The organism is Kangiella sp. (assembly GCF_014762745.1).
Classification (GTDB): domain Bacteria; phylum Pseudomonadota; class Gammaproteobacteria; order Enterobacterales; family Kangiellaceae; genus Kangiella.
The window spans coordinates 40,401-54,421 of sequence record NZ_JABURJ010000104.1 but is presented as its reverse complement, the minus strand read 5'-3'; the positions used below and the strand labels follow the sequence as shown (position 1 = coordinate 54,421).

At 46.1% G+C, this 14,021-nt stretch carries 12 protein-coding genes and 2 pseudogenes; 10 read left to right on the top strand and 4 right to left on the bottom strand.

What is annotated here, in order from left to right; genetic code table 11:
• Positions 1-66 precede the first annotated feature (66 nt).
• On the top strand, positions 67-1,008 hold the full coding sequence (locus HUJ19_RS08320; protein ID WP_018624882.1) for a site-specific integrase: 942 nt from the start codon (positions 67-69) through the stop codon (positions 1,006-1,008).
• A 261-nt stretch (positions 1,009-1,269) separates the two neighbouring features.
• Positions 1,270-4,244 (top strand): annotated as a pseudogene (locus HUJ19_RS13065) (Tn3 family transposase).
• A gap of 657 nt (positions 4,245-4,901) precedes the next feature.
• Here the strand turns inward: HUJ19_RS13065 and HUJ19_RS08305 are convergent.
• On the bottom strand, positions 4,902-6,344 hold the full coding sequence (locus HUJ19_RS08305) for a heavy metal sensor histidine kinase (protein WP_227523797.1): 1,443 nt from the start codon (positions 6,342-6,344) through the stop codon (positions 4,902-4,904).
• On the bottom strand, positions 6,325-7,017 hold the full coding sequence (locus tag HUJ19_RS08300; protein WP_106646708.1) for a heavy metal response regulator transcription factor: 693 nt from the start codon (positions 7,015-7,017) through the stop codon (positions 6,325-6,327). The genes HUJ19_RS08305 and HUJ19_RS08300 overlap by 20 nt, the downstream gene beginning before the upstream one ends.
• Positions 7,018-7,246: 229 nt before the next feature.
• Here HUJ19_RS08300 and HUJ19_RS08295 point away from each other — a divergent pair, with 229 nt between their 5' ends.
• From HUJ19_RS08295 to HUJ19_RS08265, 8 genes and pseudogenes are all read left to right on the top strand, one after another.
• Entirely contained in the window at positions 7,247-9,094 is a 1,848-nt protein-coding gene (locus HUJ19_RS08295) for a copper resistance system multicopper oxidase (protein WP_106646707.1), read from the top strand.
• Positions 9,091-9,936, top strand: a complete 846-nt coding sequence (locus HUJ19_RS08290; protein WP_106646706.1) for a copper resistance protein B — start codon at positions 9,091-9,093, stop codon at positions 9,934-9,936. Before HUJ19_RS08295 ends, HUJ19_RS08290 begins: the two co-directional genes overlap by 4 nt.
• Before the next feature lie 38 nt (positions 9,937-9,974).
• Positions 9,975-10,172: pseudogene (locus HUJ19_RS13060) on the top strand (hypothetical protein); the annotation flags it as partial.
• Between the two features lie 69 nt (positions 10,173-10,241).
• Complete coding sequence (locus HUJ19_RS13055) at positions 10,242-10,679, top strand: nuclear transport factor 2 family protein (protein ID WP_106648061.1); 438 nt, start codon at positions 10,242-10,244, stop codon at positions 10,677-10,679.
• A 15-nt stretch (positions 10,680-10,694) separates the two neighbouring features.
• Complete coding sequence (locus HUJ19_RS08280) at positions 10,695-11,288, top strand: cytochrome c (protein ID WP_106646705.1); 594 nt, start codon at positions 10,695-10,697, stop codon at positions 11,286-11,288.
• Positions 11,289-11,365: 77 nt separating this feature from the next.
• Positions 11,366-11,551, top strand: coding sequence for a hypothetical protein (locus HUJ19_RS08275; protein ID WP_106646704.1), 186 nt, complete (start codon positions 11,366-11,368; stop codon positions 11,549-11,551).
• A gap of 254 nt (positions 11,552-11,805) precedes the next feature.
• Complete coding sequence (locus HUJ19_RS08270) at positions 11,806-12,690, top strand: DMT family transporter (protein WP_290623309.1); 885 nt, start codon at positions 11,806-11,808, stop codon at positions 12,688-12,690.
• 337 nt (positions 12,691-13,027) lie between these two features.
• Positions 13,028-13,384 (top strand): hypothetical protein, encoded by a 357-nt coding sequence (locus HUJ19_RS08265; RefSeq protein WP_198555394.1) that lies wholly within the window; start codon positions 13,028-13,030, stop codon positions 13,382-13,384.
• Here the strand turns inward: HUJ19_RS08265 and HUJ19_RS13050 are convergent.
• Together HUJ19_RS13050 and HUJ19_RS08260 are read right to left on the bottom strand one after the other, a co-directional pair.
• Complete coding sequence (locus HUJ19_RS13050; RefSeq protein ID WP_367273992.1) at positions 13,330-13,536, bottom strand: fatty acid cis/trans isomerase; 207 nt, start codon at positions 13,534-13,536, stop codon at positions 13,330-13,332. The genes HUJ19_RS08265 and HUJ19_RS13050 overlap by 55 nt on opposite strands.
• Entirely contained in the window at positions 13,520-13,939 is a 420-nt protein-coding gene (locus HUJ19_RS08260) for a fatty acid cis/trans isomerase (protein WP_157826401.1), read from the bottom strand. The genes HUJ19_RS13050 and HUJ19_RS08260 overlap by 17 nt, the downstream gene beginning before the upstream one ends.
• Between the last annotated feature and the right edge of the window lie 82 nt (positions 13,940-14,021).

Sequence of the window (14,021 nt, the reverse complement as noted above, 5' to 3'; positions counted from 1 at the left end):
GATTATCTATTGTGATGTGCGTTTTTGGGCGATATGATGAGGCAAAGCCGTACATAACACGCAATCATGCCCGATTCTAAAAATACTGATTTAGTCAGCTTTTACGTCAACGCCGCCACTCGAGAACACACGGTACGCAGTTACCGTGCCGCCGTTGAGCACTATGAGCGTCACTGGGGCGGCCTGTTACCTGCAACACCTGATGCGATTGCGCAGTACCTCAGTCACTATGCCGATAAGTTGTCGTCCAGTACCTTAGCACATCGTTTGGCCGTACTCGCTAAATGGCACAATGAGTACGGTTTTCCCGATCCCACGAAAGCTCCCCTGGTTAAACAGGTGATGAAAGGCATACGTCAAACGCATCCGTACCAACCTAAGCAGGCTCGACCGCTTCAGTTAGAAGAGCTCGACACCATTATTCAGTCGTTGGATTCATTGATTACAGAAAGTAAAGATTACTGGCAGCGCTTAAGGCATATCCGAAACAAAGCCATTCTGCTGCTCGGGTTCTGGCGAGCCTTTCGTGCAGATGAACTCACCAACATCTACATTGAGCACGTAATCGTGATCCCCAATAAAGGAATGTCATTGTATTTGCCAAACTCCAAAGGCGATAGAAACAATAAAGGTACGACCTATAAAGTACCGGCTCTGCAAAAACTCTGCCCAGTCACCGCCTATCAGGACTGGATAACAGCTGCTGAATTAACCGAGGGCCCACTGTTTATCGGGATCGATCGCTGGGGGCATTTCAACCAACACAATATGACGCCGAATACCATCATCAATATCGTGCGCGATTGCGCCAGGGATGCAGGGCTTGAGCATCCTGAGAGCTTTAGCAGTCATTCTTTACGCCGAGGATTTGCTTCATGGGCAGACAGTAATGATTGGAGTCTCAAAGATTTAATGGAGTACGTTGGTTGGAAAGATCCCAAAACGGCTCTACGCTACATAGATTCATATAATCGAATTCAGCAACGCTTTATTGAGCCACTCAAGTAGTGCAATACAATAAAACTGGAATGAAGACTACAATGTTCCACAGGCCTCATGAAATATGAATGTTAAGCATTAATTCAATATAGAGTGAACTTGAGCACGAAATGTCTAGGGCGGGTTCATTAAACTGCGCAACATTAAATATTACTATAGGTAAGGTGCAAGGTGTAGCGACTGAGCTAAACAGCTGAACCTTTAAAAGGTAACCAAATGATCAAGCCACCTAATTGGCCATGATATCCGTGGACGTTATTTTATATCTCTATGACAACAATCAATGAAACCGCTTACCCGCGCATTAAACCCAACATGAGTCAGTCTGAATTATAGTCTGTATATACACCGACACCAGAGGACATGGCCTATATTCGCCAGCATCGCCGGCGCAAATTAGATCAGCTTGCCCTGTTAGTTCATATTAAATTAACTCAGCGCTTAGGGTATTTTCTCAAATCTTCTGACATCCCAAACAAGATTGTTACTCATATTTCTGAGCTGATGAAAATGGGCGACACTCCCAAAAAGTACTTAGCACGCTTTGACAGGGGTGGGAGTCGAACCCGTTTAAAGATTTTAGTGAGGCGGTATCTAAACATTAAGCTTATTGAGAATAATAATACAGCAACATTATTGCTTCATAAGCTTTCATCCGAAGCATCAGAAAAAAAGCATGAGCTCGCTGATGTTATCAATGTAGTTATCGAGGAGCTGGTTAAACAGCGCTATGAATTACCAGGCTTCTCAACTCTGGTTAAACATGCCAAATCAGCTAAAAAGCAGGTCAACGATACCTATTTCAAGCAAACACATAAAAAGCTGAATCATGAGATGACAATTGAGTTGGATAAAATGCTCAATAGCTCTGGAAGAAAAACGCGCTGGGACTCGATTAAACGGGAGGTCAAAAAGCCTACAAATAAAGAAGTCAAAAGCTACCTTCAACATTTGAAATGGCTACAAGACTTGGTCGAACGATTGCCAAATATGGAATTCTTACCGTTAACGAAAAAACACCATTACACTTTAGAAGCTCGTTCACTGGATGCTTTTCACTTAAAAGAAATGAAGCAAGCTAAACGTTACACACTGATGGTGCTATTGATCCAGTCAAAATTAAGTCAATCGTTAGACGATGTGGCGGGTATCTTTAAGCGTAAACTGAATAAGTTGCACCAGTCTGCGGAGACTCGGCTGATGGAATACCACCAGGAGCATACTCAGCGAACGGAAAAGCTCATCAACCAATTTCGTAATGTCTTAAAAACTTATGGTGATAATGAAGCTGACATACAGCCGTCACTGGAAGATATCCGAAACGCCATGAGCGAAGAGCCATCAGTACTATTGGCAGAGTGTGAAGAGCACTTAGCCTATGCCGGAAATAATTATTATCCCTTCATGCTTAAATTGTATAAGCCGCAACGAGCCCAGCTTCTAAACTGTTTGGAGCTTTTAGAGCTCTAGGCTCATCATCTGAAGATAATTCGATCCTAAGGGCGCTAGAAATCATCTTGGAGTATCGAAATACCCACAAGCAGGAGCTCGGCCACTATGATGACTTTGTCGCACAGCCTTGGATGAACGATAAATGGAAGAAGCTGATATTCAACGCAGACACGAAAACGATTAACCGCAAATACTTCGAGTTATGCGTGTTGTCTCGGATCAAGAACGAACTCAGTTCAGGTGATTTATTCATTCGTTACAGCCAGGAGCATTCAGATTATCGTAAAGAACTAATCAGTTGGGATGAGTACGAACAAGGCCTGCCTGAATACACCAATATGCTAGGGTTTTCAGAGGATAGCAAAACCTTTGTGACTGAACTAAAAGAAACGCTTAGCGAGTTATCAGCTCAGGTGGACGAGCAATTTCAATCCAATGAGTTTCTAGACTTCAATAACGATCAGCTTGTGATCAGAAGACATCAGAATACTCCAGAGCCCAAACAGCTCAAGCAGCTGGATGAAGCCTTACGAGACTCTCTTGAGGAAAAGAGCATTGTCGATATTCTAGTGGAATCAGAGCAATGGCTGGACGCCCACAAGCTATTTAAACCCATATCAGGCTTTGAGAGTAAACTTGATAATCCGCGCAAGCGCTTTATTTCAACGCTTTTTTGTTATGGCTGTAATCTTGGCCCAACTCAAACGGCACGCTCCATCAAAAACTTAACCCGCAAGCAAGTTGCTTGGCTGAATCTAAAGCATGTCACTGAGGAGAAGCTTGAAAAAGCTATTGTGAAAACCGTGAATGCTTATAATAAATTTGAGTTGCCATCTTACTGGGGTACAGGCAAATCGGCCTCTGCTGACGGAACCAAGTGGAACGTATATGAGCAAAACCTGTTGTCAGAATATCATATCCGTTACGGCGGCTATGGTGGTATTGGCTATTACCATGTCTCGGATACTTACATCGCGTTATTCAGTCATTTCATTCCTTGCGGCGTCTACGAGGCTATCTATATTCTTGATGGTCTCATTAAAAATGAATCGGACATTCAACCTGATGTGATTCATGGTGACACTCAGGCTCAAAGCACGACTGTCTTTGGCCTAGCTTACTTACTCGGTATTGATTTGATGCCCCGAATACGGAACATCAAGAAGCTGGTATTCTATAAAGCGGATGGTCGCGTTAAATATAAACACATTAACCGATTGTTTAGAGGTAATATTAACTGGTCACTAATAGAGCGACATCTGCCTGATATGTTGCGTGTGGCGCTGTCTATCCAAGCCGGCAAAATAGCGCCATCGACCATACTCAAACGCTTAGGCACTTACAGTCGGAAGAATCGACTGTATTTTGCGTTTCGGGAGTTAGGACGAGTGATCCGAACAGCATTCTTACTGAAGTACATCGGTGATGTGGAGCTCAGGCGTACCATTCATGCAGCCACCAACAAAAGTGAAGAGTTCAATAACTTCACCAAGTGGTTGTTTTTTGGCGGTGACGGCATTATTGCTGAGAATGTCCGGCACGAACAGCGTAAGGTCATTAAGTACAATCAACTTGTAGCTAATCTGGTTATTTTGCATAACGTTCAATCCATGTCAGAAGTTCTATCGCAATTGAAGCACCGTCAAATCCCAGTTTCAGAAGAGGTGCTGAAGTTTCTTTCACCGTATCGAACCGAGCATATTAATCGCTTCGGTGATTACCATCTAGATTTAAGCAAAAAAAGTAAAACTCTGAATTACAAACTGGATATCACAAAGAGCCAAGTTCCGTAGTAGTGGGTGAGTCGAGTTTGCATGATATTGAATACACCCTTGGTAATTACAAGGAGATACGGTATAGGTGTTAGAAGTGAAAGCTTCCGATAGACATATCTGATAACTGTGTGCAGATCAAAATATGCAACCAAGATTTTTGAAAGATTACTTATAATTCATGAGGTTAAGTATATTTTTGGTCGATTTGTAACGAATCGTGGCCGTACCTCTAGAAGGTTTGAAACTGTGTGCGCAAACCTTTGACAAGGATGTGGAAGAACTGCCCTGTTGTGCCGGTTGAGGATTCACTAATGGAACATCTTGCAATAAACGGTAGTTTTACTTTAACGGGAGAGCAATCTGTAGACGCTTGCTGCAGACCATCCAATACCTGCCCCAAACGACGCTTCGGTGGTTTTTGCACGCACGCTTGTCAGTTTGTGTTCAGCCAGTTCCTGGACTTCCGCACAATGGGACTCACACAGTGATAACAGGTTGTAGATCTCTTCGTGGCGCGCTAGAAAAATAACATCCTTGCCTGCGTGCCCTAGGAATAAGTGCGGTACCCTTGGACTGGTTTCAGAGTTTGCGTGATGAGGCCTCGGTGTTTGAAATAGCGGATGGTTTATACACTGACTTGTACAGCTTGTGCATATTTTCCGATGGTGAACAGGCTCATGACAAAGCCCCTGCTACTCTATGCCTATCATTGGCCACTTGTTGAAAGATGATTGTGAAGGACGTTATTCCATATGCTGAAGACACAGAGATGGTGCCGTTGTGAGCCTCAACGATGGACTTTACAATTGCTAGCCCCAGTCCTGCGCCCTCACTCTGGCGTTGACGCGAAGGGTCAACCCGATAAAAACGGTCGAACAAATGAGGTAAGTGTGCGGAATCTATAGTCGGGCCGGGGTTTTTCACACGCAGGTAGACAGCATTACTGGCTTGCCATATATTGACTTGCACCATACCACCTTCGGATGTAAATCGAAGTGCGTTAGAGAGCAGGTTGGATAATGCGCGTCGCAACATTGCCCTATCCCCAACGAAAGCTGTGGGCTTCCCCTGGACTTGAAAGCGAATACCCTTTTCCTCAGCCAGGGCTTCTAAAAATTCAAAAGTGGCTTCTACCTCCTGAACTAACTCAAGCTTTTCTCGGTCAGGCCTCAGTAAACCGTTTTCACTTTGTGCCAGCCATAACATGTCGTTCACCATTTTGGTCAACCGTTCCTGTTCTTCAAGGCTTGAATATAACAACTCTCGATATTCATCATGGCTTCTGGACTTACTTAAACCAACTTGAGTTTGGGTAATCAAGTTGGTTAAGGGCGTCCGCAATTCGTGAGCAATATCAGCGGAAAAATGAGACAACTTGTCGAAGCTTTCTTCAAGCCGACTGATCATACGATTAAAGGAATCAACCAAGGTAATCAGCTCTGCGGGGATCGTGTCAGTATCCAGCCTCACATCAAGATGATCCGCCTGAACATTCTGAATTACCTTGCTTAATGCACGCAGTGGGGCATGGCCTTGGTGGACACCGAACCACGCTGCTAACAATGTGATCACACCTGCTAGACTCATAATAAGCCATAGCGTACGCCCAAAGCTGTCCAGAAAGTGCAAATGAAAGCCCATATCGATGACAGCAACAATATGGTACCGGTGGTTGCCAACTTGGGTTTGCGTCACAATGCCACGGAAGGTTTTTTCATCGACTGACCAACGATATAAATTGTCGGCTTGAATTTTCTCTACCGCAAAGTAGGTGATGGTTTGCTTAGAGGGATGCAGATTTGGTGGCCCAAAAATCAACTGATGGTGTTCATCCCAGACTTGAAAATACACACCATGGTGGCCTGAAACAGCTTTTGCCAATACATCTTCCGGTGGGAGCCTTTCAGCGCTTGCCTTATTCAGCGCTGATTCTACAGCTTGGGTAATCACCGCTAATTCATCGGCGTCCTGCTCTTCAAAATGACGCTCCACTGCGCTTTGCACCAAATGTCCAATTATCAACATACTAAAACTGATTGCAATCGCCACGAACAGCATCGCTCGGTTGGTCAGTGAAAGCGGGCGATGGATGATCCGACTAAATTTCATCAAGGTCATCCTCAACATCCAGCATATAACCCATGCCTCGTACGGTATGAATAAGCTTTGTATCGAACTCGTCGTCAATCTTGGCTCGCAAGCGTCGTATAGCGACATCAATGACGTTGGTGTCAGAATCAAAATTCATGTCCCACACCTGAGAGGCAATTAACGAACGCGGCAACACCTCACCCTGGCGACGCACCAGTAGTTCCAGTAAACAAAATTCTTTGTGGCTAAGACTAATTTTTCGACCCGCACGAATGACCCGGTGCCGCGGCAGATCCAGGCTTAGATCAGCGACTTTAATTTGATCAGTCAGTACGGGGGTCGAGCATCTGCGAAGCAAAGTGCGTATGCGAGCTAGCAGTTCAGTGAACGCAAAAGGCTTGACGAGGTAATCATCCGCCCCCATTTCGAGGCCTTTAACTCTATCATTCACGCTGTCGCGGGCCGTCAGGAAAAGCACGGGAGTTTGGTGTCCCGCTTCTCTGATGGATTGTACGATTTGCCAACCATTAACATCCGGAAGCATTACGTCCAGCACCAGCAGATCAAATATTTCCGTCATCGCGAGGTGATGTCCGTCAAGACCGTTGCGCGCCAAAGTGACCATAAAGCCAGCTTCAGTCAGGCCTTGCTGTAAATAATCACCCGTCTTGATTTCGTCTTCGACCACTAACAAGCGCATAGCTTAATACTCCGTATATTATTATTACTGACCAACTTAATTCTTAAGATAAATCACTCTTCCCAACAATGGTATGACAACAAGATTACAACATTGTCATTCTAAAGTCATGCTGGTGACAGGCCTCGGGCGTTAATGTGTTTGGTATTAAAAGCGGTGATCAAAGAGACGTTCCGCCGTAAACACCCAATTGTCAAGACCAAGTAACCCATTCGGGAAATATTGCTCGATGAAAAGAAGATCCGAATTCATACTACCGAATATCAGTCGGCGCCGATTCGTCCAAGGGTTGGCAGTTGGTGGTGTGATGGCAGCCACTCCTGGGTGGCTGCAGGCTGGGATTACAAGCCTAACCTCGCAAGGCTCAGCACCCGTGCTAAGCGGTCGTGAAATTGATCTAGTCATAGCAGAGACGCCTGTCAATTTTACCGGTGTTACACGGATGGCCACAACCATCAATGGAGCAATCCCTGCTCCAACGCTGCGCTTGCGAGAGGGCGATGAAGTGAGAATCCGCGTGATCAATCGCCTGCCGGTTGCAACTTCCATTCACTGGCACGGTATCCTGTTACCCTACCAGATGGATGGTGTCCCTGGCATTAGTTTCAAAGGCATTGCACCAGGGGAAACCTTCATTTACCGATTCAAGTTGCGTCAAAGCGGCACTTATTGGTATCACAGCCATTCAGGGTTCCAAGAAATGACTGGAATGTACGGTGCCCTTATTATCGAGCCCAGATTGGGAGAAAGGCACAGCGCTGATCGGGAGCATGTGGTCCAGCTTTCGGATTGGACAGACGAGGACCCAATGCATGTATTTAGCAAGCTAAAGGTGCAAAGTGATATCTACAACTTCAGCCAGCCTACATTTTTCGATTTTACACGAGATGTATCCAAAATGGGAATTCAGGGTGCATTGGAAAAACGTCAAATGTGGAACAGTATGCGTATGAACCCCACAGATCTTGCAGATCTTTCAGCAGCTACAATGACATTTTTGATGAATGGAACAACCCCCGCCGGCAATTGGACTGGCTTATTCAGTAAAGGAGAGCGCATACGACTTCGCTTTATCAATGCCGCCAGCAATAGCTTCTATGATGTTCGTATTCCGGGCTTAAAATTGACAGTTATACAGGCCGATGGTCAGGATGTGGAGCCTGTAACGGTTGATGAGTTCCGCTTCGGTCCTGGAGAAACTTACGATGTGTTAGTGCAACCACAGGATGACGCTTATACCCTCTTTGCACAAAGTATGGATCGCAGTGGCTATGCCAGGGGCACACTGGCGACCCGCCAAGGCTTGTCTGCACCTACACCAAAACTTGATCCTGTCGAGTGGCTAACCATGGCCGATATGATGGGCAGTATGAATCATGAAGGAATGAACCACAAAGGGATGGATAAAAGCGCAACGGAAAGGATGAAACATTCCGATATGCATAGCGGCATGACTAATAGTCAGCAAAGTAACCATAAAATGCAGGGTAAAAAACACCCTGCACAGAATCCGCATTCCAAACCTTCACCCAATGTGCGCCACGCAAGTAGCGAATATGGGCCTTCTGTAGACATGCGTGTCGATATGCCGAGCACAAGACTGGATGATCCTGGCATAGGCCTGCGTAATTTAAGTCAGAGGCAGTTACGCCCGCAAGGACACCGTGTGCTCACTCTGGCGGATTTAAAATCCATTGATGGTGTGATGGATGACCTTCGTCCACCTCTAAAAGAGTTAGAGCTCCACCTCACAGGGAATATGGAACGATACAGCTGGTCATTCGACGGTTTAGAGTTTGGCAAAAGCACTCCTGTATCCCTGCGACATAACGAACGAGTCAGAATCATATTGCAAAACGATACGATGATGACTCACCCAATGCATCTGCACGGCATGTGGAGTGAAATTGAAACTGACCAAGGAGAGCTTCGAGTACGTCGACATACTATCCCGGTGCAACCAGCACAACGTATCAGCTACCTGACGACTCCTCATGATTTGGGGCGCTGGGCCTGGCATTGTCACCTGCTGTTTCATATGGATGCGGGCATGTTCCGCGAGGTGGTGGTGTCATGAGAATGATGACTATGAACTGGTTAGCTGCAGTGATGCTATCTGCCAGCAGCTTGCAGACGAATGACGCCATAGCACAGATGGATCATGGTGAGATGAAGGCACAAGGAGGCAGCGCGCCAGCCGATGCGCGCGATCCCCATGCCTACTCTGACGGCTACACGCTCACCGAAGGGCCCTACGCACAGCCGGGCCCACGACAACTGAAACTGGCTGATGAAAAAGCCTATTGGGCTGTGCTCGGTGACCGCTTCGAATACCAGCAAGACAGTGATACCACCGTATACGATCTCCAGGGCTGGTACGGAACTACCTACGACAAGCTAGTCATCAAGGCGGAAGGCGATATCTCAGATGGCAGCTTGGAAGAAAGCTCAACCGATCTACTCTGGGGGCATGCGCTGAACGCCTATTTTGACACCCAAGTCGGTGTTCGGATTGATCAATATGACGAAGGTAAAGATCGTCAATGGATGGCGCTGGGTCTACAAGGGCTTGCCCCCTATTGGTTTGAACTGGATCTTACCGCCTATGTGGGTAACAACGGCCGGACCGCACTGGCCGCTGAAGCTGAGTATGAATTATTGCTGACACAACGACTGATTTTACAACCTCGCGCCGAGCTGAGCCTGTACGGCAAGGACGACCCGGACAATGGTTTGGGCTCTGGTCTGTCGGATCTTGCTCTGGGCCTACGTTTGCGCTATGAGTACAGCCGTCAGTTCGCCACCTATATCGGGGTTGAATGGACAAGCACTTATGGCAATACGGCTAAATACCGGCGCGTTGCAGGCGAGGACCGCTCGAACACCCAGATCGTGGCCGGTCTCAGATTCTGGTTTTAATCATTAACACTACTTCTAATCCCACGAGGAAACTATCCATGAAACGTAAAATTTTATCACCTGTTCTAGTACTGATCGTCTTGGGCGTCGCTCATTCAGCCCAGGCTCATGACCCGAAAGAGCACATGAAAGACGCTAAAAAACCGGATTGCGCCGCGATGAAAAACATGGATCACAGTAAGATGGATAAGAACGATCCGGTCATGCAGGCCATGATGAAACAGTGTATGAAAGACCAGCATCAAGATGTAGGGCATGGCGAGGAACAAAGTCATGGATCGGACGACAACCATAAAGAGCACAAGATGGACGCGGGTAACCAGCGCTCCGATTCTTCTGTTAGTGTCACAGATTCCGAGAAAGGCCCTGTGTCGGGCTTGGAAACAGAAGCCGCAAAAGTAGTTACGACATTCCACAAGGCGCTACGCACTGGCGATGGCCGCTTAGCTCGTAGCCTGCTTGCAGATCAGGTGACCATATTTGAAGGGGGGCGCGTAGAGCGTAGCGCCGATGAATATACCCAGCATCACATGCAGGCGGACATGAAGTATTTAAAGGAAATGAATATTGAGGTTCTGGAACATCAGGTACAGGTAATGGGAACTACCGCCATTTCAAAGTCGCGCACCCATACGAAAGGCAAATATAAAGGCAAAGAACATGACAACGAAGGAATGGAAACCATCGTGTTGGAAAAACAAGGCAAACTCTGGAAAATCAAGCACATTCATTGGTCCCATTAAAAATAGGAAATTCACATGCCATCACTCACCGCTTTTATCAAGAGTCTACTCATTGCTGCTGTACTTGGTCTTCTAGGCGGAGGACTGTTTATCTACTCCGGTGTTTACCCGATCGGGGCTGATGTGCCCCACAACAAAGTGACTTACTGGCTGCTAGAAACTGTGCGTGAACGTTCCATCGCCCGCGCAGCTAGCAACATTCAAATTCCTGACAATTTGAATACCTCTGATCGATTATTGGCGGGTGGTGCAGATTATAATGACATGTGTGCAGGTTGCCATCTAAAGCCAGGCAAAAAAGAAAGTGACTTAACAATCGGGCTTTACCCCTCCCCTCCTGATTTAACAGCAATTACAGATATTTATGAACAACAGCAACTCAACAAAGCATACGTATCGGAGAATATGACAGAAGAAGCTATCCAACGCCAGTTCTGGATTATCAAGCACGGCATAAAAGCATCGGGTATGCCGGCGTGGGGACCAACCCACAGTGACGAGCGTATCTGGAATATGGTGGCCTTTTTGCAGCGGTTGCCGACACTGTCTGAGGACCAGTATCAGATACTGACATCTCGGGGCAGCGCGACTGAAATGCATGACCACTAAATTTCATATTTTTTAAACGCGTTTATTAACCACTTTATCAACCGCTATCGTTGCTGGTTTATAATAGGATTATAATAATGACTCAATCATCATTCTTTCACACACTTGCTCTGATCGGCTCGCTACTGTTTTCTGGAATGGCTTTCGCCCATTCTGCTCATGACCCAATAAAGGACATTGAGAAATATGACCTCGCAGTTACTGAACAACAGGCGCGCTTCGAAACGACCATCAAAGAAGAAGAGCGCTTACAAAGTCTTTAAGAACAAATCGAAATGATGCAGGGAAAATTGCTTGCCTGTGAGAAACTTAATGGCAAATGACTACCCGCATCTCAAAGAAAAAATGAGCAAATACAAATTTGATTACATGGATGAAGTTGACGAAACTATTGTCCAGTTAAAAATGACCCTTAAACAAACAGATTCATTACTCGACAAATGAAACATGTTAATAGAAGAGTAACAAGTCATTTGAAAGACTCGGCAGCTAGCCAGTGGATATAGCGACTTAACCCATGCGTCCTAAAGTGTTTGCTACTATTGGCGCTGTATTCACCATGGTGTTATGGGCAACATGTTTCCCGCTTATCTCCCTGAGTTTACCGTATGCCCCGATTATGTTGACGGCATTGTTTAGGGCAGTGATTGCGGGTATCTTTTTAATTGTCATCGCTTGGATCCTAGGTAGACCTTTCCCAAGGTCCACTAAAGTCTACCTCTATATCCTTGGCATTGGTCTAACCGCAACGAGTATTGGGTTCTGGGGCATGTTCTATGCGGGCAGCCTAATCACACCCGGACTGGCAACCGTACTAACCAACACACAACCTCTAATTGCCGGCCTTCTGGGCTGGCATATTCTGAACGAACGCATGGGGATGCGGGCACTGCTGGGCACCCTACTCGGCTTTTCAGGAATCGTGGTCATCAGTGCGGAAAGCCTTTTCGCCACAGATGATCAGTCATTGAGCGGTATCGCCTATGTTGTTATTGCAGCTGCAGGTCTAGCGATCAGCAATATCTTGTTGAAGAAGTCTGCTAATCGTGTCGATGTGCTATATGCCATGGGATTCCAGCTCTTACTGGGGGCTATTCCCCTGTCGCTATTGGCTTTTTATAACACATCCTTGCCGCCCATGAGTTGGAATTGGGATTATGTGTGGATCTTACTGGCGCTGGCATTGCCTGGCACTGCTCTTCCTTTTATTCTGTGGTTCTGGTTGATGGATACTGCGCCACTATACAAGCTCAATGTCTACAGCTTTCTAACGCCTGTATTCGGGCTGTATTTAGGTTACACCTATTTTTCTGAATCGCTTTCCTCAATGCAGTGGCTGGGAGTCTTTCTGGTTATAGCTGCCATGCTCCTGGTGAATTCGTCAACCAGAGCAGCGAAATGAATCAATATGAATTAGGACAGTTTAATTGCGTGACAGGATCACCATTTGCCCACGAGGTGGCGTTATGACAAGTTACATTTATTGTTCGAACTAATTTTCCCTAACGTATGTAAGCATCACTTGCGTACCTCCACATTATACGGTGACTATAAAAAAATGAAGCATTTTACCCAATACTTGCTTTCATCACCTTGATCCATCCTTTGTGGTTCTCGTAATAAAGGAAGTATTTTTCCTTCCAGTTTGTTATACAGCGCACCAGAATCATCACTTCCGGCATTGCTCTCACTGATAACGCTCCCGCGATGCCCACAAGGCAACTCTCGGTCTACCGGCCGTGGAGAACACTCAGGTTCGAGTCACCATTAAATGTCTCTTTAATGCCACTTTAGATCTGCGAAATCAACCTACCGGGATAGCAAACGCCACCAGGAGAATCCCCAGCATCGCAACCGGAGCCCACGCCGCCACAACATGGCTGAGTAGCGGCCCGGAAATCAAAAATCCACTGCCGATTATTGTCGCCAGTGGTGTTACCGTAGCCCGCCAAAGAGAGGCATTGCGTACCCTCGGTAGAAATAAAACCACCAGCACAGCCAGCGCCACACCGGGTAAAAGAAGGTTAGACATCAATTTACCTTATTCGTTGGCAGTCAGACCAATTGGTGTTGATGAACGAATTAGTCGAAAATAATACGACTTCCTACTTTTATCAGAAATCGCCAAATGCCCCAAAAACAGATGCTCATACAAATAGCGTACAACAAGCTTATGGCGAACCGAGTCTTGATTAAAAAACGACTCCCATTCGCGATGTTTTTCAGTGACGTCAGAGGGTAAAGGCATCGGCTTTTTTGAAATTGTGATAGCCCAGCTTAATCAAACTCTTCAATACCGCCTGTACTTGCGGAGGTAAAGGCGCCATACCATAGGGCATGGCGGATTTTGGATCAATTAAGAGGTAATCATCAATCTCACTTTTAGTCGAACAGGATAATCTGCGGTTGATATCCAGTGGGAAATTTTCAGGTAATATCCGACCCACTTGAAAAGTATTCTGTGATGTTACGTTAATGAGTCTGAATAGGACATCACCATTGTGCTGCGTGCCACCTGTTGCCGACATCCCTGACGTTATCACCTCATGAAACCCCAGCCTTCGCCTGTCGGTGACGGATTGATTATCTACAAAAAGCCTTGTGGTGATGCCTTGATGGGTTATAAACAGTTGAGACGTTGCACCGCGCAAAAGTCCATCGTAGGAGCTGAGTTTCAGTTGACATGGAGCTAATAGCAACCATGGCAGACATACATCGGCAATTCAAAATTTT

Coding starts and splice junctions, on each gene's coding strand:
- HUJ19_RS08320 (WP_018624882.1), top strand. CDS start 67: ATGCCCGATTCTAAAAATACTGATTTAGTCAGCTTTTACGTCAACGCC.
- HUJ19_RS08305 (WP_227523797.1), bottom strand. CDS start 6,344: ATGACCTTGATGAAATTTAGTCGGATCATCCATCGCCCGCTTTCACTG.
- HUJ19_RS08300 (WP_106646708.1), bottom strand. CDS start 7,017: ATGCGCTTGTTAGTGGTCGAAGACGAAATCAAGACGGGTGATTATTTA.
- HUJ19_RS08295 (WP_106646707.1), top strand. CDS start 7,247: ATGAAAAGAAGATCCGAATTCATACTACCGAATATCAGTCGGCGCCGA.
- HUJ19_RS08290 (WP_106646706.1), top strand. CDS start 9,091: ATGAGAATGATGACTATGAACTGGTTAGCTGCAGTGATGCTATCTGCC.
- HUJ19_RS13055 (WP_106648061.1), top strand. CDS start 10,242: ATGGACGCGGGTAACCAGCGCTCCGATTCTTCTGTTAGTGTCACAGAT.
- HUJ19_RS08280 (WP_106646705.1), top strand. CDS start 10,695: ATGCCATCACTCACCGCTTTTATCAAGAGTCTACTCATTGCTGCTGTA.
- HUJ19_RS08275 (WP_106646704.1), top strand. CDS start 11,366: ATGACTCAATCATCATTCTTTCACACACTTGCTCTGATCGGCTCGCTA.
- HUJ19_RS08270 (WP_290623309.1), top strand. CDS start 11,806: ATGCGTCCTAAAGTGTTTGCTACTATTGGCGCTGTATTCACCATGGTG.
- HUJ19_RS13050 (WP_367273992.1), bottom strand. CDS start 13,536: ATGCCTTTACCCTCTGACGTCACTGAAAAACATCGCGAATGGGAGTCG.